Origin of the sequence: Extensimonas soli, from assembly GCF_029211265.1 — a bacterium.
Lineage (GTDB): Bacteria > Pseudomonadota > Gammaproteobacteria > Burkholderiales > Burkholderiaceae_C > Extensimonas > Extensimonas soli.
In genome coordinates this window covers 14,023-36,485 of the sequence record NZ_JARGEL010000021.1, presented here as the reverse complement: position 1 = coordinate 36,485, position 22,463 = coordinate 14,023, and the positions used below count along the sequence as shown (strand labels likewise).

Here is a 22,463-nt window from a genome sequence, read left to right as displayed (position 1 = left end):
GATGACAGGGATTTCATGATAGTGCCCCTACCCGACGCACCTGCCCCCGCCCATACCCCACCGCCGTCACCCGGCTATCGCGGCCGTTTCGCGCCCTCACCCACGGGGCCGCTGCACGCGGGCTCGCTCGTGGCCGCGCTCGCGAGCTGGCTGGATGCACGCGCCTGGCACGGTGGCGGTGGCGGGCGCTGGCTCGTGCGCATCGAAGACGTCGATACGCCGCGCTGCATGCCGGGCGCGGTAGAGCACATCCTGCAGCAACTCGCCACCTGCGACCTGCTGCCCGACGAGCCGCCCGTGTGGCAATCGCAGCGCGGCGCGCTGTACCAGGCGGCGCTCGACCAGCTCATCGCACAAGAACAGGCCTACCCCTGCGCCTGCTCGCGCAAAGACATCGCTGCCGCCCTGCGCGCCCAGGGCCACGCACCCGCCCGCCACGCCGCCCTTCCCTACCCCGGAACGTGCCGCACCGGCCTGCATGGGCGGCCCGCGCGGACTTGGCGTTTTCGTGCCGACAATTTCAAGCCAAATCAGGCGCTAGTCAAAGCGCAGCAAGCGCAAGGCGCTCTCTTTTCGATTGCAGGCAGCACGGTGCATTGGCAGGATCGCCGCTTGGGCGCGCAAGTGCAGGACGTGGCCCAGGCGGTCGGCGACTTCGTGCTGCGCCGCGCCGATGGACTGTGGGCCTACCAGCTTGCCGTGGTCGTCGACGACGCGGCGCAAGGCATCACGCACGTGGTGCGTGGCGCCGACCTGGCGGACAACACGCCGCGGCAAATCCTGCTGCAAAACGCCTTGGGCCTGCCCACGCCCCGCTATCTGCACACGCCGCTGGTCTGCGCGGCGAACGGCGAAAAGCTCTCCAAGCAAAACGGCGCCGCGCCGCTCGACCTACGCGACCCTTTGCGCGCGCTCGGCGAGGCTGCGCATGTGCTAGGCTTGCCGGCCCCGCCAAGGCTGCCCCACGGCTCCATTCCCGAGGCATTGGCTTGGTGGGTGCAGGCTTGGTTACACAAAACTACAATGCAAACCCGTGAGCACGCCGTCCTCTCTACCCTTGTCTGAAAATCCGCCGCCTGCTGCCGCACGCCCCACGGGCAGTGCCCCGGCAGACGTGCCGCACCCCAAGGCCATCAAAAGCTTCGTGCGCCGCGCGGGCCGCACCACAACGGGCCAGGCCAAAGCCTTGGCAGAATGGGGGCAGCGCTTTATCGTGCCCTACACGCCTGCGCAGCTGGACGCCGAGGCCGTGTTCAACCGCAAGGCGCCGCTGGTGCTCGAAATCGGCTTCGGCATGGGCGAGGCCACGGCGCACATCGCCCGCCTGCGCCCCGAGGACGACTTCCTGTGCTGCGAGGTGCACGAGCCCGGCGTGGGCGCGCTGCTCAAGCGCATCGGCGAGCAAGGTTTGACCAACATCCGCATCGTGCAGCACGACGCGGTCGAGGTGCTGGAGCACATGCTCGCACCTGCGTCGCTTGCCGGCGTACACATCTTCTTTCCCGACCCCTGGCACAAAAAGCGCCACCACAAGCGCCGCCTGATCCAGCCGCCCCTCGTCGCCAAACTCGCGCAACGCCTCGCGCCCGGCGGCTACCTGCACTGCGCGACCGACTGGCAGCCCTACGCCGAGCAGATGCTGGAAGTGCTCAGCACCGAGCCCTTGCTGCAAAACACCGCGCAAGGCTATGCCGCCAAACCCGCCTACCGCCCCTTGACCAAGTTCGAAAACCGCGGTCTGCGGCTCGGGCACGGCGTGTGGGACCTGGTCTTCGTGCGCCGCCATTGAGAGATTCTTTCCATCATGAAGCCGATTCTGCAAAACCTTGCCGACATGACCACGCACCGCGACCACGTGCGGCTGGAAGTCTCGGTGCTTTCCACCCTGCAGAAGCTCAGCAGCGTCAACGATGTGCGCGCGCTGGAAATTTTCAACGACGCCGGCGTGCCCAGCCTGCGCCCGCGCACCTGGCTGGCAAACGGCAAATTCGTCTCGACCCGCAGCCAAGCCAGCACCGACCCGCGGCGCGAGCCGCTGGCGCACTACCCCGCGCTCAACGACTGCATTGCGAACCACTGCGACAGCGCCATGGCCTCGCTGCGCCGCGGCTCGTACACGCTCTGGCTGCCGGTATGGATGCAGGACAAGGTTGCCACCTGCCTCGAGATTACGCGCTCGCGCCCCTTTTCCGCGCACAGCCTCGACGTCGTCAAAGGCATCTTTCAGGTCTACAAAAATTACCAAAGCCTGCTCGAATACAGCGAGCGCGACGCCCTCACGGGCCTGCTCAATCGCAAGACTTTCGACGAGCAGTTTTCCCAGCTCAACGCGCCGCAGCTGCCGGGCGACTCCGGCCTGACACCCCTGTGTTCTACATTGCCCGACGAGGACGAATCCGAACCCTTGCAGCAATGGCTGGCACTCGTAGACATCGACAACTTCAAGCAGATCAACGACCGTTTCGGCCACCTGTTCGGCGACGAGGTGCTGATCCTCATAGCCAACCTGCTGCGCAAGTCCTTTCGCAGCGAAGACCAGATTTTCCGCTTCGGTGGCGAGGAGTTCGTCGTGCTGCTGCGCTCGGCCACACTCCCCACGGCGCGCAAGGTGCTTGAGCGCTTTCGCGGCGCGGTGCAGGATCACACCTTCCCGCAGGTGGGCCACATCACCGTGAGCATAGGCTTCGTCGGCGCAGACAAAGGCGCGCCCGTCGAGGTGCTGGGCCTGGCCGACCAGGCGCTTTATTACGCCAAGGAACACGGGCGCAACCAGGTTCACTACTACGATGATCTCGTCGCACAGGGGCTGCTGCAAGCCAAGGTCGCGCACGACGACGTCGAATTGTTCTGATAGCCTTTCAAAGACCCCGGGCCTTTTGTCTCGACCGTCCCAACATGAAGCAGGGACATGGCGGCTGCGCCACAATCTGCGCCATGTCTGCCATCCAAGCCTTCGCCCACGCTGACGCAGCAGCCGACCCGCTCGCGCTGCGCGCACCTGGTTTTGCCGCGCTCGGCCCGGGCTTTTATGCCGCACAGGCGCCCACACCGCTGCCCGCGCCCTACTGGGTAGCCTCCAGCGCCCAAGTCGCGCGCCTGCTGGGGCTGGACGCCGAAACCTGGCGCGACGACACCACGCTGCAGATGTTGAGCGGCAACCGGGCTCCTACGGAAATGCCCACGCTCGCCACGGCATACAGCGGACACCAGTTCGGCGTCTGGGCCGGCCAGCTCGGCGACGGGCGCGCGCTGCTGCTCGGCGAAAGCGCACAAGGGCTCGAAGTGCAGCTCAAGGGCGCGGGGCGCACGCCGTACTCGCGCATGGGCGACGGCCGCGCCGTGCTGCGCTCGAGCATCCGCGAATTCTTGTGCAGCGAAGCCATGCACGGCCTGGGCATTCCGACCACACGGGCGCTGTGCCTCACGGGCTCGCCCGCACCCGTGCGCCGCGAGACGGTGGAAACCGCCGCCGTGCTCACGCGCGTGGCGCCGAGCTTCGTGCGCTTCGGGCACTTCGAGCACTTCTGTGCCCAAGGACTGCAGCAAGCGCGTTACGAACCCTTGCGCGCCCTCGCCGACCACGTGATCGCGCGCCATTACCCGGAGTGCCGCGCGCCCGCGCACACATCCGCACAGACTTACGCGGCGTTGCTGCGCGCCGTGAGCGAGCGCACGGCGGCGCTGCTTGCGCACTGGCAGGCCGTGGGCTTTTGCCATGGCGTGATGAATACCGACAACATGAGCATCCTGGGCCTGACGCTGGACTACGGCCCGTTCCAGTTTCTCGACCACTTCGACCCCGGCCACGTCTGCAACCACAGCGACACCGCAGGCCGCTATGCCTTTCACCGCCAGCCCGCCATCGCCCATTGGAATTTAGGCTGCCTCGCACAGGCCCTGCTGCCATTGCTTGCAGACGAGGGCCAAGCCGTCGCGGCGCTGCAGAACTTTCAGCCCACGTTCACGCGCGAATTCCTGCGTCGCATGGAAGACAAGCTGGGGCTGAGCGCAGATGCGGGTGCGGGTGCGCCTGACGGCAATCCGGATCTGGCTGCGCTCGTCGGCCAGTTGCTGCAGCTGCTCGCGGCCCAGCGCGTCGATTACCCGATTTTCTGGCGGCGTCTGTCGCACGCTGTCGCCAGCGGCGACTTCGCACCCGTAGGCGCCTTGTTTGCCGAGCGCAGCGGCTGGGAGCGCTGGCTGCTCTCATACCAAGAGCTGCTAGCGCAGGTAGATCAAGCACAAGCAGCCGATTTGATGCTCAATACCAACCCCAAGTTCGTGCTGCGCAACCACCTGGCGGAGCAGGTCATCCGCGCCGCCCAGCAAGGCGACTTCACCCCTTTGCACACCCTGCAGACGCTGCTCGAAAATCCCTTCGCCGAGCACCCAGGCCACGAAGCCTGGGCCGACTTCCCGCCCGACTGGGCCGCATCCATCACCATCAGTTGTTCCTCATGAGCTTCCCGATCCAGAAAACCGAGGCCGAGTGGCGCGCGCTGCTCGCGCAAAAAGGCGCCGAGCCGCTCGCCTTCGAAGTCACGCGCCATGCGGCCACCGAGCGCCCGTTCACAGGCAAGTACGAGGCGCATTGGGCCGATGGCAGCTACCACTGCATCTGCTGCGGGACCAAGTTGTTCGATTCCGCCACCAAATTCGACGCCGGCTGCGGCTGGCCGAGCTTTTGGCAAGCCGTGCCCGGCGCCATCGTCGAGCGCACCGACCGCAGCCACGGCATGGTACGCGCCGAGACCTTGTGTGCACAATGCGGTGCTCATTTGGGGCATGTATTCGAAGACGGCCCTGCGCCAACCGGTCTGCGCTACTGCATGAACTCGGCCGCGCTCGACTTCGACGCCGATAATGCCTCCCGGAAGGAATCCGACAATAACTGAGCGAAACTTGCACGGCCAAACGCTGTGGACACCATGAAACTTTTGATCGACTTCTTTCCTATCTTCCTGTTTTTCGGCGCTTTCAAGCTCTGGGGCATTTTCACGGCCACGGCCGTCGCCATCGCTGCGACCGTGCTGCAAATCGCCTACCTGCGCTGGCGCCACGGCAAAATCGAGCCCATGCAATGGGTCAACCTGGGCATCATCGTGCTGTTCGGCGGCGCGACGCTGCTCGCACACAACGAGGCCTTCATCAAGTGGAAACCCACTGCGCTCTACTGGTTCATGGGTGGTGCGCTGCTGCTCGGCCAGATTCTTTTTCGCAAAAACCTGCTGCAGTGGCTGCTGGGCAGTCAGCTCGAGTTGCCCACCCCGGTCTGGCGCACCATGAACTGGGCCTGGGCCGCATTTTTCGGCTGCATGGGGGCATTGAACCTCTGGGTCGCCTACCACTTCGACACCAGCATCTGGGTCAACTTCAAGCTCTTTGGTGGGCTGGGGCTGATGTTTTTGTTTGCACTCGGCCAGGCTTTCTATCTGAGCCGTTTTGTCAAAGAACCCACGGGCACCGATAGCCCCAAGGCATGAGCCCACGATGCAAACCATAGTCCCCACGGCACAAGCCTTGGCCGAGTGCCTACGCAGCAAACTTGATCCGACCCACCTCGAAGTGATCGACGAGAGCGCCGCGCACGCGGGCCATGCCGGCGCAAATGCCAGCGGCACAGGTACGCACTTTCGCGTGCGCATTGCGGCGCCCGTGTTCGCCGGGAAAAGCCGCGTGACGCAGCACCGGCTTGTGTATGATGCTCTGCAGAATTTCATGACACAGGGTCTGCACGCCCTGGCCATAGAGATTCTTTGATCTTTCGCTTTTTTGGACGCTTTTGGCGTTTTTTTGCTGGCATATTGCCAGCGTTCCCATCATTATTTGGACCTCCCATGAAGAAAAATCTCCTGTCTGGCCTCGTGGCCGCTGTCGTGCTCAGCACCGCGGCGCTGCCTGTTACTGCGCAAAACATCGCCATCGTCAATGGCAAGCCCGTGCCCAAGGAGCGCGTGGAGGTATTCAAGCAACAATTCGAGCGCGCAGGCCGCCCCATCACCCCCGAGCTCGAAAACCAGATCAAAGAAGAAGTCATCGCGCGCGAGATCTTCATGCAGGAAGCGCAAAAACGCGGCCTCGACGCCTCACAGGACTTCAAGACGCAAATGGACTTGGCGCGCCAATCCATCTTGATTCGTGAATTGTTTGCTGATTACCAGAAGAAGAATCCGGTAACCGACGCCGAAATCAAGGCCGAATACGACAAATTTGTGGCAGCGAACACCGGCAAGGAATACAAGGCCAGCCACATCCTCGTGGAAAAGGAAACGGACGCCAAGGCCATCATCGCCGCGATCAAAAAAGGGGCCAAGTTCGAAGACATCGCCAAAAAGCAGTCCAAAGACCCCGGCTCGGCCGCTCGCGGTGGCAGTCTGGACTGGGCCAATCCGTCGAGCTATGTGGGTGAATTCACCGAAGCACTGGTCAAGCTGAACAAGGGCAAGATGACCGAAACCCCAGTGAAGACGCAGTTTGGCTGGCATGTGATCCGCCTCGACGACGTGCGCGAAGCCCAGTTGCCCAAGCTCGAAGACATCAAGCCCCAAATTGCACAGCAGCTACAGCAACAAAAACTGGGCAAATTCCAAGAGGAATTGCGCACCAAAGCCAAGGTCGAATAAAAATCTCATACCCAGGGGACGAGCTCCACTTCGTCCCCTGAGCCAAAAAGCCCGATAGCTTTTTAGAGGCATAAAAAAAGCCCCTTTTCAGGGGCTTTTTTCGAGGCTATCGAAAAACGCTCACTGAGCGGCGCGGGTACCCACGACTTCGATTTCCACGCGACGGTTCTTGGCGCGGCCTTCCTTGGTGCGGTTGTCGGCGATAGGCTGCTTCTCACCCTTGCCTTCGGTGTAGATGCGGCTCTTGTCAACACCCTTGGAAACCAGATAAGCCTTCACAGCCTCGGCACGACGCACCGAGAGCTTTTGGTTGTAGGCGTCCGGACCCGTCCAGTCGGTATGTCCAACGGCGATGACCACCTCGAGGTTGATGTCCTTGATCTTGGAAACCAGATCGTCGAGCTTGGCCTTGCCTGCGGGCTTCAGAACGGCCTTGTCGAAGTCAAAGAACGCATCAGCTGCGTACGTGACCTTGGAAGCAGCCACCGGAGCAGGCGTGGGAGCGGGTGCCGGGGTGGCGGCAGGCGCTGCGGCAGGCGCTGCTGCCACAGCCTCCTTGGGCTTCAGAGCACCATCGCACCGCGCGTCTGCCGTGGCAGGCGTCCAGTTGGCATCACGCCAGCACAACTCGTTCGTGCCGTTCTTCCACACCAACTCGCCCGTGCCGTTCTTCCAGTTGTCCGAGGATTGAGCGCTCACGGCGGTCGCCAACGCTGCAGAGGCAAACAATATTGCTACTTTGTTCAGTTTCTTCATGATTCTCCTCTTTAGGGAAAAAACCGCAGCCATGCTGCGAGATATAGGAAATAGGAACTATGGGACGTCCTTGATGAGCACCACCAAAACGCTGCGTTCATTGTGCCATACGTCACCACCCTGGTGCTGTCATGAAAGCCCTGGCAACAGGCACAAAAGCAGCTTCGGCCCGATATGTTGCGCTATCGCTACAACAAGGAACGATGGGTGCATGGCAATGATGAGCATTTTCTTCCTCCCCTGTTTCTTCAGGCGTCCCGCGAAGCGCAGGGAAACAAAGGCATCATCTTCGGAGGTCCCGCACGAACCAAATCTCAGAAATCGAGCTTGAAAAATCCGCGTCAGCTATAATGTATGGTTACGTCGGCAAGAGCGACAGCAGCACCTCCGAGCCAGGCCAGCGCGCACCATCCTGTCATCCCACGCAAGGATACAAAGCGCGACATGCTCAGCACAGCCACTGGCGGCCCACTTATCGCAAGGACTGCACACCAAATGTTCGCCCTGACATCTTGCCCTCACCCGTGGCCTGGAGCCCTGCCGCTGTAGCAGCGTGCTCCGCTTTGAAAGCGTTTGTCGCAAGTGCGGCGCGGCGGTATTTTTTGCCGACTTCGCTGGGATTCATTGTGCTGGCTGCATCGAAAGCGCGCGTTGCTGCGCACACGGGTGGTGACTTCCGCAAAAAAGCAGCGATTGCTGCGCCGAGCTTGTTGGGGTGTGTGCTTTGTTGGGACTCGTGCAAGTCAACCTGAATTGCCTGCGGCGCATCGGTTTCGATGCGGCAGGCTTTCGCGACCTCTGATGATCTCCTTGTTTGTGCCGCACGCGCCTTCACCTTTGACTCCATCCTGATTGTTTTTCGACTCCGAGGTCTTTTTCATGCCCGCCACAAAGTCCACGAAGCCAGCCATGCCTGCCACCGCCACTTTGCCTGCCAAGAAAAAAGGGAGGCTCGCAACGGAGGCCATGACTGAGCTCACCGCGTCCTCTGCTGCCATAACAGACTTGAACCCAACGCCCAAAAAGACGACGCGCGCCAAAGTGGCCAAAACAGCCACAGAGGGCGTGCCGCCCGATGATCAGGTGCAACCCAGGCCCGCAAAAAGCTCAGCCAAGGCACCCAGCCGTGCGGCCAAAACAAGCAAGGCGGCTGACGCGGCCGAAGCCAAGGCGCCGGCCAAACGTGGCCGCAAGCCCAAGGCCGCGGCCGAAGCCCCTGCGCTGGACGATGCCGACCTCGGCGAAGGAGACTTGGACCTCACGCTCGAACTTGACGCTGAAGTCGAGGCAGAAGCCACCATCGAGGTGCAGGCTGAGGCTGAGGCCGCACCGGTCGAAAAAGCCAAACCACTGCGCATGAAGCTCAGCAAGGCCAAGGAACGTGCCTTGATGAAGGAGTTTGGCCTCGACGAAACGGTGCTGTCAGAGGAAGACCTGGCCAAGCGCCGCGCGCGCCTCAAGACGCTGATCAAGCTGGGCAAGACGCGCGGCTATCTCACGCACGTCGAAATCTCCGACCACCTGCCCGACAAGCTCGTCGATGCCGAGACGCTCGAGGCCGTGATCGCCACGCTCAACGACTTGGGCGTGGCCGTGTACGAGCAGACTCCCGATGCCGAGGCGCTGATCATCACCGACAACGCCCCCACGGGCGCGAGCGAAGAAGAAGCCGAGGAGGCCGCCGAAGCCGCGCTCTCTACGGTGGACAGTGAATTTGGCCGCACCACCGACCCGGTGCGCATGTACATGCGCGAAATGGGCACGGTGGAACTGCTCACGCGCGAGGGCGAAATCGAAATCGCCAAGCGCATCGAGGGCGGCCTCATGGCCATGATGGAAGCGATCAGCGCTTCGCCCGCGACGATCGCCGAAATCCTCAACATGGCGGAGGAAATCCGCGCGGGCAAGGTCAGCATCTCCACCGTGGTCGATGGCTTTTCCAACCCCAACGAAGCCGACGACTACGTGGCCGAGGAGGACTTCGACGAATTCGACGAAGCCGACGACGATGACGGCAAAGGCGGCTCCAAGGCCCTGACCAAGAAGCTCGAAGAGCTCAAGCGCCAGGCGCTGGAGCGCTTCGACAAGCTGCGTGCGCTGTTCGAGCAGATGCATGCCATCTATGAAAAAGAAGGTTATGGCACGCCCGCCTACCTGGAAGTGCAACGCGCGCTTTCGGCCGAGCTCATGACCATTCGCTTCACGGCCAAGACCATCGAAAAGCTGTGCGACATGGTGCGCGAGCAGGTCGACGGTATCCGCAAGAAGGAGCGCGAACTGCGCCGCATCATCGTGGACAAGTGCGGCATGCCGCAGGATGTGTTCATCAAGGAGTTCCCGCCCAACCTGCTGAACCTGCAGTGGGTGGAAAAGCAGGCTGCCGCAGGCAAACCCTGGAGCGCCGTGTTCGCGCGCAACATTCCGCCGGTGCAGGATTTGCAGCAAAAGCTTATCGATCTGCAGCAGCGCGTCGTGGTGCCGCTGACCGAGCTCAAAGACATCCACAAGCGCATGAACGAGGGCGAGAGGGCCAGCCGCGACGCGAAGAAGGAGATGATCGAGGCCAACCTACGTCTCGTGATTTCGATCGCCAAGAAATACACCAACCGCGGCCTGCAGTTCCTGGATCTGATCCAGGAAGGCAACATCGGCCTCATGAAGGCGGTCGACAAGTTCGAATACCGGCGCGGCTACAAGTTCTCGACCTATGCGACCTGGTGGATCCGCCAGGCGATCACGCGCTCGATCGCCGACCAGGCGCGCACCATCCGCATCCCGGTGCACATGATCGAGACCATCAACAAGATGAATCGGCTCTCGCGCCAACACCTGCAGGAGTTCGGTTTCGAGCCCGACGCCTCGCTGCTGGCCGAGAAGATGGAAATGCCCGAGGACAAGATCCGCAAGATCATGAAAATCGCCAAGGAGCCGATTTCCATGGAAACGCCGATCGGCGACGACGAGGACAGCCACCTGGGCGACTTCATCGAGGACAGCAGCAACACCGCACCTGTCGATGCCGCGATGCAGGCCGGCTTGCGCGACGTGGTCAAGGACATCCTCGACAGCCTCACACCGCGCGAAGCCAAGGTGCTGCGCATGCGTTTTGGCATCGAAATGTCCACCGACCACACGCTCGAGGAAGTCGGCAAGCAGTTCGACGTGACGCGCGAGCGCATCCGCCAGATCGAGGCCAAGGCGCTGCGCAAGCTCAAGCACCCGAGCCGCTCGGAAAAACTGCGCAGCTTCATGGACTCGCTGTAAGAGCGAAAAGTTTCGTAGCGTGCGCAGCGCGCCACGGAGGGCAGAGGGAAACGGGCGCGGCTGCTAACAGCCTGTCGGACTTTAGGCGTCGATAGCGAGAATGGGCCCCAGCGAGGTCAGTTTTTGCCGGATTCGCCGCCCCATAGTGGGACTATGGGGCAAGAAGACGGTAAAAAAATGGGCCGCTGCGGTGCATTCGCAGCCGACGATTCCAAAGTCCGGCAGGCTGCTAGAATCCTTGGCGTCAGGAGAGCGCATCCGCCGCCTTGCGCATGCAAGCCGCAGATGCCGCCGAAGGCGCAGGAACCCTCCGAACGCTCAGGCAAAAGGACTGGCAAGCGCCCGCAGCGATGCGGGCGTTTCCTTGCTGGAGAGAGATTGCCCGCCCGCAGGCGGCGGCCATCCACCGAAGGAGCAAACCGCTCGACGCCGCGCCCCCAGCCGGCGCAGGCGGTGAATCTCTCAGGTAAAGCGGACAGCAGGCAAACGCCGTGGCCCCTCTTTGCGAGGCCGGCCACGGTTCACTTTGCTTCTGGAGAATTTCCGTGCCCGCTACCCCTGCCCCCACCGAAACCGCCGCCTTGCGCACCACACCGCTGCACGCCCTGCACCTCGAGCTCGGCGCACGCATGGTGCCTTTTGCGGGCTACTCCATGCCCGTGCAGTATCCGGCTGGACTGCTCGCCGAACACAAACACACGCGCAGCGCCGTGGGGCTGTTCGACGTCTCGCACATGGGCCAGCTGCGCCTCGTGGGCGCCGATGCGGCCGCAGCCTTCGAGAGCCTGATGCCTGTCGATGTCATCGACCTGCCCGTGGGCCGGCAGCGCTACGGGCTACTGCTCAACGAGGCCGGCGGCATCATCGACGACCTGATGTTCGTGCGCCGCGAAAGTGACATCTTCGTCATCGTCAACGGCGCGTGCAAAGAAGGCGACATCGCGCACATCCAGACACGGATCGGCCAGCGCTGCGCAGTGCAGCCGCTGCCCGAACAAGCCCTATTGGCGCTACAGGGGCCGCAGGCCGCGGCCGCGCTCGCGCGGCTCGCGCCCGAGGTGCAAAAGCTCGTGTTCATGACGGGCATGGACGTGCGCATCGCGGGCTGCGACTGCTTCGTCACGCGCAGCGGCTACACGGGTGAGGACGGCTTCGAGATTTCGCTGCCGGCAGCGCAGGCCGAAACCTTGGCGCGCGCGCTGCTCGCGCAGCCCGAAGTGCAGCCGATTGGCCTTGGCGCCCGCAACTCGCTGCGGCTCGAAGCGGGCCTGTGCCTTTACGGCAACGACATCGACACGCACACCACGCCCGTCGAGGCGGGCCTGCAGTGGGCAATCCAGAAGGTACGGCGCACGGGCGGCGCGCGAGCCGGCAGCTTTCCGGGCGCCGAGCGCGTGCTCGCGCAGCTCGACGGCCGCGTGCCGCTCACACGCCAGCGCGTGGGCCTGGTTGCGACCGAGCGCGTGCCCGTGCGCGAGCATGCACCGCTCGAAAACATGGATGGCCAGGCGATCGGCGAAGTCACGAGCGGCCTGCTCAGCCCCACGCTGAACCAACCCATCGCGATGGGCTACGTGCAACCCGACTATGCCGCTTTGGGCACTGAAGTCTTCGCCATGGTGCGCGGCAAGCCGGTGCCCATGCGCGTGAGCGCCATGCCCTTCGTGCCCACGCGCTACTACCGCGGCTGAAGGCCCGGGTCGGCGTGGAGTTTGGTCGCACGCACGGTTTACATTCACCCTCCCTTTTCCCTTTTCAGGAGCCATTGCCATGAGCATCAAGTTTTCGCGCGAACACGAGTGGATCGACGCCAGCAACCCGCAGGCCGCCGTGGTCGGCATCACCGCGCACGCGCAGGACGCGCTGGGCGACGTGGTGTTCGTCGATCTGCCCGAGGTGGGCAAGACCTACAACCAAGGCGAAGTGGCTGGCGTGGTCGAATCAGTGAAGGCCGCGGCCGACGTGTATATGCCCGTCACGGGCGAGATCGTCGAGGTCAACGAAGCGCTGCGCGCCGACCCCGCGCTCGCGAACTCCGACCCGCTGGGCTCGGGCTGGTTTTTCAAGGTCAAGCTCAGCAAGGCGGCCGAACTCGATGCGCTGATGGACGAAGCCTCATACGCAGAATTCTGCAAAAACGCTTGAAGGTCTTGCGCTTTTAACTTCTTTTTTGAGAGCATCCATGCCTGTTACTCCGCCGCTTGGCGTGCTTGAAGACGCCGCCGAATTCCTGCCCCGCCACATCGGCATAGACGCCGCTGACGAAGCGCACATGCTCTCTGTGATCGGCGCTGCCTCGCGCCGCGCACTGGTCGATGCCATCGTGCCGCACGCGATCGCGCGCAGCCAGTCCATGGACTTGCCCCCACCCGTGGGCGAGGCCGCGGCGCTGGCCGAGCTCAAGGCCATCGCGGCGCAGAACAAGGTGCTCAAGAGCTTCATCGGCCAGGGGTATTACGGCACGCACATGCCCGCCGTGATCCTGCGCAACGTGCTCGAAAACCCCGCCTGGTACACCGCCTACACGCCCTACCAGGCGGAAATCTCGCAAGGCCGCATGGAAGCGCTGATCAACTTCCAGACCATGGTCTGCGACCTCACGGCCATGCCCATCGCCAATGCTTCGATGCTCGACGAGGCCACGGCCGCGGCCGAGGCCATGACGCTCGCGCGGCGCAGCGCCAAGAACCCGAGCCAGCGCTTCATCGTCTCGGCCGATGCACACCCGCAGACCATCGAGGTGATCCAGACGCGCGCCGCGCCGCTGGGCATTGAAGTCGTGCCCGTGCCGCAGGCCGAGTGGGGCGCGGCGCTTGCAGGCGAGTATTTCGGCGTGCTCGCGCAGTATCCGGCGACGCACGGGCGCATCGACGACCTGCGCGCCGACGTGGCGCTCGTGCACGCCAGGCAGGCGCTGTGCGTCGTGGCGGCAGACCTGCTCGCGCTCACGCTGCTCGCGCCGCCCGGCGAATGGGGCGCGGACATCGTCGTCGGCAGCACGCAGCGCTTTGGCATGCCCATGGGCGCCGGCGGCCCGCACGCGGCGTACATGGCCTGCCGCGACGAGCTCAAGCGCTCGCTGCCCGGGCGCCTGGTGGGCGTGAGCGTGGACGCGCACGGCAACCCGGCCTACCGCCTTGCGCTGCAAACGCGCGAGCAGCATATCCGGCGTGAAAAAGCCACCTCCAACATCTGCACCGCACAGGTGCTGCCCGCCGTGATCGCGAGCATGTACGCGGTCTATCACGGCCCCACGGGCCTCGCGCGCATCGCCGAGCGCGTGGCCGCCTACACCGCGATCCTCGCGCAGGGCCTGCGCCAGCTCGGCGCCCCACTGCGCGCGCAAAGCGCTTTCGACACTCTCGTGATCGACACCGCAGAAGCTACCGAGAAAATAGCTGCCCATGCAGTATCCGCGGGCGCAAACCTCAGAATTTATGCCAAAAGCGCGGTGGGCATCTCGCTCGACGAGACCACCACGCGCGCCGACATCGAGCTGCTCTGGCGCCTGTTTGCGCAGCACTTCGCCAGCGCAAGCCAAGCGCTGCCGCGCTGGGATGCGTTCGAAAACGGCGTCGCCACGCTGCTGCCTGAGGCGCTGCGCCGCAGCAGCGCCTTCCTCACGCACCCGGTGTTCAACACCCACCACAGCGAGACGGCCATGCTGCGCTACCTGCGCCAGCTCGCCGACAAGGATCTGGCGCTCGACCGCTGCATGATCCCGCTGGGCAGCTGCACCATGAAGCTCAACGCGACGAGCGAGATGATCCCCATCACCTGGCCCGAATTCGCCCAGGTGCATCCGTTCGCGCCCACCGATCAGCTGCAGGGCTATCGGCTGCTTGACAAGCAATTGCGCGCCTGGCTCTGCCAGGCCACGGGCTACGCGGACATCAGCCTGCAGCCGAACGCAGGCAGTCAGGGCGAATACGCGGGGCTGCTCGCGATCCGCGCCTACCACGCGGCGCAGGGCCAAAGCCAGCGCACCATCTGCCTGATCCCAAGCAGCGCGCACGGCACGAACCCCGCGAGCGCACAGATGGCCGGCATGCAGGTCGTCGTGGTCGCCTGCGACGTGCAGGGCAACGTCGATATGGCTGACCTGCGCGCCAAATGCGCACAGTACGCCGACCGCCTCGCGTGCGTGATGATCACCTACCCGAGCACCCACGGCGTGTTCGAGACGCAGGTCAAAGAGCTCTGCGACATCGTGCACCAGCACGGCGGGCGCGTATATATCGACGGCGCGAACATGAACGCGCTCGTCGGCGTGGCGGCGCCCGGCGCATTCGGCGGCGACGTGAGCCACCTGAATCTGCACAAGACGTTTTGCATTCCGCACGGCGGCGGCGGCCCCGGCGTCGGGCCGGTGTGCGTGGTGGCCGACCTCGTGCCCTATCTGCCGGGCCACGCCACGGCGGGCATCCCTGGCGGCGTCGGCGCGGTGAGCGCTGCGCCGCTGGGCAATGCGAGCGTGCTGCCGATCAGCTGGATGTATGTCCGCATGATGGGCGCCGAAGGGCTGCGCCGCGCCACCGAGACCGCGATCCTCAGTGCCAACTACATCAGCGTGCGCCTGCGCGAACACTACCCCACGCTCTACACCAGCGCAGGCCAGGGCACCGGCCCCGGTGAACCCGGGCGCGTGGCGCACGAGTGCATTCTCGACTTGCGCGGTCTCAAGGAAAGCAGCGGTGTGGTCGCCGAAGACGTGGCCAAACGCCTGATCGACTACGGCTTTCACGCGCCCACGCTGAGCTTTCCCGTGCCCGGCACCTTGATGGTCGAGCCCACCGAGAGCGAGCCTCTGGCCGAACTCGACCGCTTCATCGAAGCCATGATCGCGATCCGCGACGAGATCCGCGCCATCGAGGCCGGCCGCTGGCCGCAGGACGACAACCCGCTCAAGAACGCGCCGCACACCGCGGCGAGCCTGCTGCAGACCGATTGGCCGCATCCCTACCCGCGCGAAGTGGCGGCCTACCCGGTGCCCAGTTTGCGCCAGAACAAATATTGGTCGCCCGTGGGCCGCGTGGACAACGTTTATGGCGACCGGCATCTGTTTTGCAGCTGCCTGCCGGTGGAAGAACTCGCCGAGGCCTGAAGCGCAGGCTTACACTGGCAATCCTGCGCTGCGCGCCGGCCTGCGGGCCACGCAGCGAGGTTTGCCACCATGACACGCCCTGACCTTTCCCTGCTTTTTGCCGCTGCCCTGGCGGAGGATGCGCATCGTTCGTCCGCCGGTCCGCCCCCGCCGGCGACCGCGGCCCCGCTGGCTCCTGCCACGGAGGAACGTCGTGGCACGGATAGGCCGCACGGCGCCGTCGCGGCGCTGATCGCCGAGCTACGCGCCTCGCAGACCGAGCTCGAGAGCCAAAACGCGATGCTGCGCTACAGCCAGGCGATGGCAGAGCGCGCGTCGGAGCGCTTCGAGACGCTGTTTGCGAGCGTGCCGCTCGCGCTCATGGTGGTCGATGCGCACGACATCGTGGTGCAGGCCAACGCCATGGCGCACCGCTCGTTCCAGCCGAGCGAGCGCGACCGGCCGCTCACCATGCTGCAACCCTTCGTGCACCCGGGTGACCTGGAGCGCGTGCGGCAGGGGTTCGCGCAGGCCAGCGAACGGGGACACAGCGAGATCACGGAAGTGGTGTTCACGATCGAAGGCCACCCCGCCATCACGGGCGACCTGCACATCGCGCGCATCGAAGCGGCACAGGAAGATGAAGACACCCCGGCGCCGGTGCAATTCTTGTGCGCCGTGATCGACCAGGGGCCGCTCCTTGCCGAGCGCCGCGCGCTGCAGGAGCGTAATGCGCAACTGCGCGCGAGCGAAAAGCGCCTGGCTGCGGTGATCGATTCGGCGCTCGACGCCATCCTTTGCGTCGATCAAGAGCAGCGCATCACCGTATTCAACCCCACGGCGGCGGCGCTGTTCCAGTGCAACGCCGACGACGCGCTGGGCAGCCCGCTCGAGCGCTTCTTGCCCGGTGCAGCGCAGGCGCTGGCGTTCTCGCAGCTCACGACACAGGCCATGCTCGGCGAGATGACAGCGCGCACCGCCGGCGGCAAAGAGCTTGCGGTCGAAGTGAGCATCTCGTTCGAGCGCCATGCCACGGGCGAGACTGCCACCGTGTTCGCGCGCGACCTCACGGGCCGCAAAAAGGCCGAGGCGCAGCGCAACGAGCTCGAAGCACAGTTGCGCGAGTCGCACAAGATGCAGGCCGTGGGCACCATGGCCGGCGGCATCGCGCACGACTTCAACAACATTCTGGGCGCAATCCTGGGCAACGTCGAACTCGCCAAGGCCGATTGCACCTCGGCCTCGCCTGGAACGCAGGGCAGCGCCCTGCTCGAGAGCCTGAACGAAATCGACAAGGCTGCGCGGCGTGCGCGCGATCTGGTGCGCCAGATCCTCACCTTCAGCCGCAACGAGCCGCCGCAGCGCGCTGCCGTGCAGCTTGCCGGAGTCGCGCACGACACCGAACGCCTGCTGCGCGTCACGCTGCCGCCCAGCATCGCCCTGCACGTGCAGGTGCCCGAAAACCTGCCCCCCGTGCTCGGCGACGCCACGCAGGTTGGTCAGGCCGTGCTCAACCTCTGCACCAATGCCGTGCAGGCGCTGGGCGGCCGTCGCGGCCACGTCCACGTCGAAGCGCTGCGCGTACAGCCCGAGCAGCGCCTGCGCGAACGCCTGGGCCTCGCCGCCCACACCGACTACATCGCCTTGACGGTGCGCGACGATGGCCCCGGCATGGACGCGGCCACGCTGGGGCGCATCTTCGAGCCTTTTTTCACCACCAAGCCGGTGGGCCAGGGCACGGGCCTGGGGCTCGCCGTGGTGCACGGCATCATGCGCACGCATGGTGGCGGGGTCGATGTGCAAAGCAGCCCTGGCAAGGGCAGCCGCTTCACGCTGTATTTTCCGACCACCCATGGCGCCGCCTCCCACATGGAGCCGGTTGCGCCGCAAGGCGCTGCACAGGAGACCGCACCGCCGCCCTCCCCTTCTGTGGCCGCTCTGCCTGTGCCAGCGTCCACGCCCAAGGACAGCGCAGCGGCACGCCCGCACCACGTGATGTACGTCGACGACGACCAGGCGCTGGTCTTCGTGGTGCAACGCCTGCTGCGCCGACGCGGCTACGAAGTCAGCACCTTTACCGATCCGCAGGCGGCGCTGCAAGCCCTGCACACCCACCCCAAAACCTACGATCTGCTCGTGACCGACTACAACATGCCGGGCTTTTCGGGTGTGGACTTGCTGCGCGCAGCGCGCCAGATCCACCCCCAGCTGCCCGTGGCGCTGGCCTCGGGCTACATCAGCAGCGAGATCGAGCAAGCCGCGCTGACCGAGGGCGCGCGCGCCCTGATCCACAAACCCAACGACATGCAGGAGTTCTGCGCCACCGTCGAGCGCCTGCTCGAAACACGGGACTGAGCCTGACGGTCATGACACCAATAGCGGGCTCTTCGTAGATTAGCCAGGGTTGGAAGGCATCAGGTGCCCCATCCCTACCGATGCGTCGCCACCGCCTCCCATGGCTCGAGCCATCTTGCGCGATTTGCTTGAGATTCTGCTTCAGCCATCGCTGACGACTCGCGTCAACTTGCCCCGTTTGGGGCAACCGGCCACAGCCGAGGAATCAGCATGGGTGTGGAACGCCGGTAGCTCTCATACTCGGGCCCGAGTTCACGGCGTAGATCCCGCTCCTCAAAATACACCCCGATCAGCACGTACAGCGTGAAACCCAGGGCGAGCACTAGATGACCCTGGGTCATGCGCGGGGTGACCCACAGCAGGATCAACATGCCGAGCATCATCGGATGGCGCACGAAGTTGTAAAGCGCTGCCTTCTTGAAAGGTACCGGCGTCCAAGCGATGCCTCGGTCGTGGAGATAAGCCTGGCGAAGGCCGAAGAGTTCAAAATGATCTGTCAAAAATGTTGACCACAGGACAATAACGACCCCCATCACACCCGCCGCAATACTCAGCCACCACATCACTACAGACCCAGCCTCCCAAACGAGCATCGGAATTGGGTGCCAATACACCATCATCACGATCAATGCGACACTCGATGCGATCACGTAAGCGGTCCGCTCCAAATGCTGCGGCACGATACGGGTCCATCGCTGCTTGAAAGACCGACGCGCCATGATGCTGTGCTGCAACCCGAACAAGACTATCAATGCGCTGTCGACGCCGATGTGGTTGAGTAGGTCATGGCTGCAGACGTCGACGCCAGCACCCCACGACGGCGAAAAATAATCATGCATGAACAGCAAGAGTGCTGCGAAGGTACCGGCGAAAAGCCCATATGCGGCAACGGCAATGGCCAATGAAAGATATCTCATGTCAAGTTTTTCCCAATCAATGAACATGGTCGTCTGGCGACGGCATCAGACGTGGCTCCTCGTTCAACAGTTCAATCTGCCGCAGCAAAAAACCCTCGTCGCGCCACTCTTGTGACTTCGGCACATCCACCCAGCGGGCCCGCACGTAACCGAAGCGGTCAATGAGAAACTCCATATGCGCAGGCACCTCATCGGCCACTGTTCTTCCAGCGTCGTCCTTGGTTCGACGAAGGAGAAGGTAAGCCCTTGCGATTTCTGCAGCACCATCAACCGGCAATATGAACGGCAAAGAAGCTGCATCAGCTGCCTGTGAACCTGGCAGCGGTACAGCGACTATTTCCACGCCCCGCTCCCGCATACGCGCTTGCAGCGCGACCAGTTGCGCGAACCTCTTTTGCGAAGTCGGGAGCGTGTAAAAGACAAGGAGTACGACGTGACCACGCAGCTCCTTGAGCGAGCCCGATATGCTTTGCGCGTCGACATAGTCGAAGTTTGGCGCTCCGAGCCATGGCTGACCCTGAACCACTCTAGGTGTCAAAATGCGGGCCTGATGGCCTGAAGAGAACAGACGCAGAAAGTTGACAAGGTCCCAACGGTCGTCGTCCGTGGTAATGCCACGAAATCCCGGCATCGGGGAATTCGCTATGCCATACGTGATCCAGTGGAAGATGTCGCCAGCTGTATGCAGCGCCGTGTGCGGCTGCGACAGATCAGCTGGCCGCTTGGCAAGCTTCGTTGCCAGCGGTCCGTCCCCGTGCGCTCCGACTCCGTGACACTGCGCGCAATGACGCGGATATAGGCCCGTTCCTCGCGCAATCGACACTGCGTCATAGGCTACGTCACTTTTCAAGTAGGTCTCCGGATAGGCTGGAACAGCCAGGAGCCATAACATCGTACCCGTCGCCGCCAGCATGGAACCTGCACCCAAGATGGCTCTCCAAACATCTTTCTTTTCGAGCTGTTTTCGCGTCAGGAGACGTACCCAGGGTCGCGCACCGATTACCAAAGCAATCACGAGGCCGAAACTCGCCAGCGCGAACCACATTGGTACATTCGGCTGGCTCCAAGTCGCAGCCATCGATACTCGGAACGGCAGCGGCCATACCATGGTGTCGTGGGCCGCGGGTATTGAAGAGGCGGCTATCGCCGCCGCACACAGCAACGCTGCGACGACCAAGGCCTCGAGCAACACGCTACGACGTGCTCCCGCCCACGATTGGGCATTGCCGGATGCAATGCGCGGCAGGTCACGCCAACGCACACCGGAGGCCAGCCACAAAATGATCAGAAACAAGCCGATCTTGATCAGAACCCAGGTTCCAAAACGGGTGGAAAGCAACGGCGCGACGACCCTCTCGAGCACGGTCGATGCACCGGCCAGCCAGTCACCTGCACGCGCAGGCCATTCTTTGGGCGCCTCGACCAACAAATAGGTCATCACGGTGCCGGAGGCCAAAATGACCAAGACACCGACAGTGGCCAGCGCTGAAAATCGCACCAAAACGGATCGCATCCATTGTTTGTACTCAGAGGAAGCGTTGGCATGTGCGGCCTGACCGAAGCCCAGCACCAACCAAGGCAATGCTCCGGCCCAAATCCCTGCGCACAATAGGTGAGCCGCCACAGCACCTAGCCCAATCACAGCAGGCTCAAGCGCAGCACCATGTCCTGACCAAGCGGCAGCACACTGGACTATCACTGCCAACACCCACGCCGCAATCAGGCCTTCCCGTCGAACCATCCGCCTTCTGCGTTGCCACAGCAGCAAAACCAGAAGGCTCACCCCGACCAGCAGCCGGAGCATCCAGATTGCACCGAAACGCGTGTTCTCCAGCACATGACGCCACTCGCGCCACGTCCATGCCGCCTCCGTGTGACCGGTAACGGCCGCCGCCTGCACACCCAATGCCACGAAGGAGAACGCGATCCACCCTGCGATCAGCACTGCACCGATGTTTTGAAGCTTGCCCCTCCATTGGTCGGCAGCCGCACCTCCACCTTTGCCGGACAGGAGCATCAGTGTCAGCGCCCCAAGCAGTGCACTAGCGCTGACCAGCATGATCCAGCGTATCGCTATCGAAAACTCCAGCACTAAACACCCTGCCTGCTAATAGTCTAGGCGCCCGTCGGACTTGAATCGACGGCTGCAACTGTGCCACAGCGGTCCATTTTTTACCGTCTTCTTACCCCATAGCACCACTATGGGGCGGCGAATCCGGAAAAAACTGGCCTCGCTGGGGCACATTCTCGCTTTCGACGCCCAAAGTCCGACAGGCTCCTAGGGCTTTATTGTGAAAACGTAACCGTAGTCAACCGTGTGCCCATCAACCGACAGCACACGGTACTTCACTGTGTACTGGCCCGGCGGCAGAGGCGGCAACTCCATCTCTAACAACTTGGGATCCATGGCGTCGACCACGGCCTTAGGCGTCTCTATTAGCTTCTCGCCATCTTCTCCGTAGAGCTTTACCGAGGCGTAATCAGGCTCGAGACGTTCGTTAAACCACAGCCGGATTTTCTTAGGCGCCTTGCTCAGTGTCGCGCGTCGTGCAGGTTCGGACTTTTCGAGTCCCGCATGAGCACGTGCAAATGGTGCCAGCAGCACCAAGCAGGATGCGCCCAGCATTGCCTTGAGCGCGCTGCGTCGACTCACTGCTTATCTCCAGATTGCCCTTCTACCACCGTGAAGCGGACCGTCTGAACTGATTCTTCTATTGTCTTATGCATGCTATCAGACCAATAGATCTTTACGACGTGTGTTCCGGGCTTCACTGGCAGATCGAAGGTGTAACGGTAACGGTCCTTGGCAGTACGGGTCAGTTCGGAGCTGGTTGGCATCATGACCGCTCCATCCAAGTCCAAATGAAGATGGACACCCACCACCCCACCCCCCATTGTCATTTTCGTCAAGTCCGCAGGTGTCTCGAACTCAACGGTGATAACACGACCAATTTTGTCGTTAGACTTCGGCGAGAGGAATCGCAAGGACGGGAAATCCCCTTTCTCCACTGGCTTGGAAACCGCTTTATCGTTGGCATGACCCGCGTGATCATGCATGCCAGCATTGACAGCACTTATCGGCAAGAACGTCGCGCACACCATTGCACAAATAACGCCAGCTCGACTGGCCATGCTTTGATTCATATTGATATTCATGATTAGGTTATTCTCAATCTATTTTACAAACTTGAACATTTCGAGCGCCTATCTATATCAAATCCAAATAAATTATTCCACGCCCAGAATTAAACCAGCACACACATAGAAACCCCGATATTCTCGGTCAGATGACTCATCACACACCATTCTTATATAACTCCAATGCCGGACTTAATTGACCGACTTGGATGATATCCGCCGCCTTCCTGTGTACGCCAACAACAGTAACGCCAGCGTACCCAGGCCCACATATGGCATCATGCTACTCCAAACACTTTGTGTGCGACCGACACTGAATGGAAACCT

The 22,463-nt window shown here is 62.9% G+C and carries 19 protein-coding genes and 2 riboswitches; of the genes, 13 read left to right on the top strand and 6 right to left on the bottom strand.

Going from position 1 to position 22,463, the window contains the following annotated elements; genetic code table 11:
* The first annotated feature begins 15 nt into the window (after positions 1-15).
* The 8 genes from gluQRS (at position 16) to PYV55_RS09540 (ending at position 6,623) form a co-directional block, all read left to right on the top strand.
* Complete coding sequence (gluQRS, locus tag PYV55_RS09575; RefSeq protein WP_275850477.1) at positions 16-1,065, top strand: tRNA glutamyl-Q(34) synthetase GluQRS; 1,050 nt, start codon at positions 16-18, stop codon at positions 1,063-1,065.
* The gene (gene trmB / locus PYV55_RS09570) at positions 1,058-1,789 is read left to right on the top strand and encodes a tRNA (guanosine(46)-N7)-methyltransferase TrmB (protein WP_275850608.1); all 732 of its coding nucleotides are present in this window, start codon (positions 1,058-1,060) and stop codon (positions 1,787-1,789) included. The genes gluQRS and trmB overlap by 8 nt, the downstream gene beginning before the upstream one ends.
* A 15-nt stretch (positions 1,790-1,804) precedes the next feature.
* Positions 1,805-2,851 carry a GGDEF domain-containing protein gene (locus PYV55_RS09565; protein WP_275850476.1) on the top strand — a complete coding sequence of 349 codons (1,047 nt, stop codon included), beginning with the start codon at positions 1,805-1,807 and terminating at the stop codon, positions 2,849-2,851.
* A gap of 83 nt (positions 2,852-2,934) precedes the next feature.
* Positions 2,935-4,461: a protein adenylyltransferase SelO gene (locus PYV55_RS09560; protein ID WP_275850475.1), complete on the top strand. Its 1,527-nt coding sequence runs from the start codon at positions 2,935-2,937 to the stop codon at positions 4,459-4,461.
* Positions 4,458-4,895, top strand: coding sequence for a peptide-methionine (R)-S-oxide reductase MsrB (msrB, locus tag PYV55_RS09555; RefSeq protein WP_275850474.1), 438 nt, complete (start codon positions 4,458-4,460; stop codon positions 4,893-4,895). The genes PYV55_RS09560 and msrB overlap by 4 nt, the downstream gene beginning before the upstream one ends.
* Positions 4,896-4,928: 33 nt before the next feature.
* A complete protein-coding gene (locus PYV55_RS09550) occupies positions 4,929-5,483 on the top strand; it encodes a septation protein A (protein WP_275850472.1) in 555 nt (184 codons plus the stop codon).
* 7 nt (positions 5,484-5,490) lie between these two features.
* The gene (locus PYV55_RS09545) at positions 5,491-5,760 is read left to right on the top strand and encodes a BolA family protein (protein ID WP_275850471.1); all 270 of its coding nucleotides are present in this window, start codon (positions 5,491-5,493) and stop codon (positions 5,758-5,760) included.
* 77 nt (positions 5,761-5,837) lie between these two features.
* Positions 5,838-6,623: a foldase protein PrsA gene (locus PYV55_RS09540; protein WP_275850469.1), complete on the top strand. Its 786-nt coding sequence runs from the start codon at positions 5,838-5,840 to the stop codon at positions 6,621-6,623.
* Between the two features lie 120 nt (positions 6,624-6,743).
* On the opposite strand, the gene ompA is transcribed toward PYV55_RS09540, so the two are convergent.
* Both ompA and PYV55_RS09530 read right to left on the bottom strand, forming a co-directional pair.
* Positions 6,744-7,379: an outer membrane protein OmpA gene (ompA, locus tag PYV55_RS09535; RefSeq protein ID WP_275850467.1), complete on the bottom strand. Its 636-nt coding sequence runs from the start codon at positions 7,377-7,379 to the stop codon at positions 6,744-6,746.
* A gap of 743 nt (positions 7,380-8,122) precedes the next feature.
* Entirely contained in the window at positions 8,123-8,347 is a 225-nt protein-coding gene (locus PYV55_RS09530) for a hypothetical protein (protein WP_275850614.1), read from the bottom strand.
* On the opposite strand from PYV55_RS09530, the gene rpoD reads away from it, so the two are divergent.
* The 5 genes from rpoD (at position 8,259) to PYV55_RS09505 (ending at position 18,081) form a co-directional block, all read left to right on the top strand.
* On the top strand, positions 8,259-10,643 hold the full coding sequence (gene rpoD / locus PYV55_RS09525) for an RNA polymerase sigma factor RpoD (RefSeq protein WP_275850466.1): 2,385 nt from the start codon (positions 8,259-8,261) through the stop codon (positions 10,641-10,643). The genes PYV55_RS09530 and rpoD overlap by 89 nt on opposite strands.
* Positions 10,644-10,878: 235 nt before the next feature.
* A riboswitch (glycine riboswitch) is annotated at positions 10,879-10,987 on the top strand.
* Positions 10,988-11,000: 13 nt separating this feature from the next.
* A riboswitch (glycine riboswitch) is annotated at positions 11,001-11,132 on the top strand.
* Between the two features lie 56 nt (positions 11,133-11,188).
* Complete coding sequence (gcvT, locus tag PYV55_RS09520; protein WP_275850465.1) at positions 11,189-12,334, top strand: glycine cleavage system aminomethyltransferase GcvT; 1,146 nt, start codon at positions 11,189-11,191, stop codon at positions 12,332-12,334.
* Between the two features lie 79 nt (positions 12,335-12,413).
* Positions 12,414-12,788 (top strand): glycine cleavage system protein GcvH, encoded by a 375-nt coding sequence (gene gcvH / locus PYV55_RS09515; RefSeq protein WP_275850463.1) that lies wholly within the window; start codon positions 12,414-12,416, stop codon positions 12,786-12,788.
* A gap of 37 nt (positions 12,789-12,825) precedes the next feature.
* Entirely contained in the window at positions 12,826-15,747 is a 2,922-nt protein-coding gene (gene gcvP / locus PYV55_RS09510) for an aminomethyl-transferring glycine dehydrogenase (protein ID WP_275850462.1), read from the top strand.
* Between the two features lie 69 nt (positions 15,748-15,816).
* Entirely contained in the window at positions 15,817-18,081 is a 2,265-nt protein-coding gene (locus PYV55_RS09505) for a PAS domain-containing hybrid sensor histidine kinase/response regulator (RefSeq protein ID WP_275850461.1), read from the top strand.
* 164 nt (positions 18,082-18,245) lie between these two features.
* Here the strand turns inward: PYV55_RS09505 and PYV55_RS09500 are convergent, their stop codons facing one another.
* The 4 genes from PYV55_RS09500 to PYV55_RS09485 all read right to left on the bottom strand — a co-directional run bounded on the left by PYV55_RS09500 (position 18,246) and on the right by PYV55_RS09485 (position 22,154).
* Positions 18,246-19,025, bottom strand: coding sequence for a methyltransferase family protein (locus tag PYV55_RS09500; RefSeq protein ID WP_275850460.1), 780 nt, complete (start codon positions 19,023-19,025; stop codon positions 18,246-18,248).
* Positions 19,015-21,090: a c-type cytochrome gene (locus tag PYV55_RS09495; protein WP_275850459.1), complete on the bottom strand. Its 2,076-nt coding sequence runs from the start codon at positions 21,088-21,090 to the stop codon at positions 19,015-19,017. Before PYV55_RS09495 ends, PYV55_RS09500 begins: the two co-directional genes overlap by 11 nt.
* A gap of 186 nt (positions 21,091-21,276) precedes the next feature.
* Positions 21,277-21,651: a copper resistance CopC family protein gene (locus PYV55_RS09490; RefSeq protein ID WP_275850457.1), complete on the bottom strand. Its 375-nt coding sequence runs from the start codon at positions 21,649-21,651 to the stop codon at positions 21,277-21,279.
* A complete protein-coding gene (locus tag PYV55_RS09485) occupies positions 21,648-22,154 on the bottom strand; it encodes a hypothetical protein (protein WP_275850455.1) in 507 nt (168 codons plus the stop codon). The genes PYV55_RS09490 and PYV55_RS09485 overlap by 4 nt, the downstream gene beginning before the upstream one ends.
* Positions 22,155-22,463 lie beyond the last annotated feature (309 nt).

Bases quoted from the DNA above. Each gene is read 5' to 3' on its own strand.
- PYV55_RS09540 (WP_275850469.1), top strand. From the start codon at position 5,838: ATGAAGAAAAATCTCCTGTCTGGCCTCGTGGCCGCTGTCGTGCTCAGC.
- PYV55_RS09565 (WP_275850476.1), top strand. From the start codon at position 1,805: ATGAAGCCGATTCTGCAAAACCTTGCCGACATGACCACGCACCGCGAC.
- PYV55_RS09530 (WP_275850614.1), bottom strand. From the start codon at position 8,347: ATGGCCTCCGTTGCGAGCCTCCCTTTTTTCTTGGCAGGCAAAGTGGCG.
- msrB (WP_275850474.1), top strand. From the start codon at position 4,458: ATGAGCTTCCCGATCCAGAAAACCGAGGCCGAGTGGCGCGCGCTGCTC.
- gluQRS (WP_275850477.1), top strand. From the start codon at position 16: ATGATAGTGCCCCTACCCGACGCACCTGCCCCCGCCCATACCCCACCG.
- rpoD (WP_275850466.1), top strand. From the start codon at position 8,259: ATGCCCGCCACAAAGTCCACGAAGCCAGCCATGCCTGCCACCGCCACT.
- PYV55_RS09560 (WP_275850475.1), top strand. From the start codon at position 2,935: ATGTCTGCCATCCAAGCCTTCGCCCACGCTGACGCAGCAGCCGACCCG.
- PYV55_RS09545 (WP_275850471.1), top strand. From the start codon at position 5,491: ATGCAAACCATAGTCCCCACGGCACAAGCCTTGGCCGAGTGCCTACGC.
- gcvP (WP_275850462.1), top strand. From the start codon at position 12,826: ATGCCTGTTACTCCGCCGCTTGGCGTGCTTGAAGACGCCGCCGAATTC.
- PYV55_RS09505 (WP_275850461.1), top strand. From the start codon at position 15,817: ATGACACGCCCTGACCTTTCCCTGCTTTTTGCCGCTGCCCTGGCGGAG.
- PYV55_RS09550 (WP_275850472.1), top strand. From the start codon at position 4,929: ATGAAACTTTTGATCGACTTCTTTCCTATCTTCCTGTTTTTCGGCGCT.
- PYV55_RS09485 (WP_275850455.1), bottom strand. From the start codon at position 22,154: ATGAATATCAATATGAATCAAAGCATGGCCAGTCGAGCTGGCGTTATT.
- PYV55_RS09500 (WP_275850460.1), bottom strand. From the start codon at position 19,025: ATGTTCATTGATTGGGAAAAACTTGACATGAGATATCTTTCATTGGCC.
- ompA (WP_275850467.1), bottom strand. From the start codon at position 7,379: ATGAAGAAACTGAACAAAGTAGCAATATTGTTTGCCTCTGCAGCGTTG.
- gcvH (WP_275850463.1), top strand. From the start codon at position 12,414: ATGAGCATCAAGTTTTCGCGCGAACACGAGTGGATCGACGCCAGCAAC.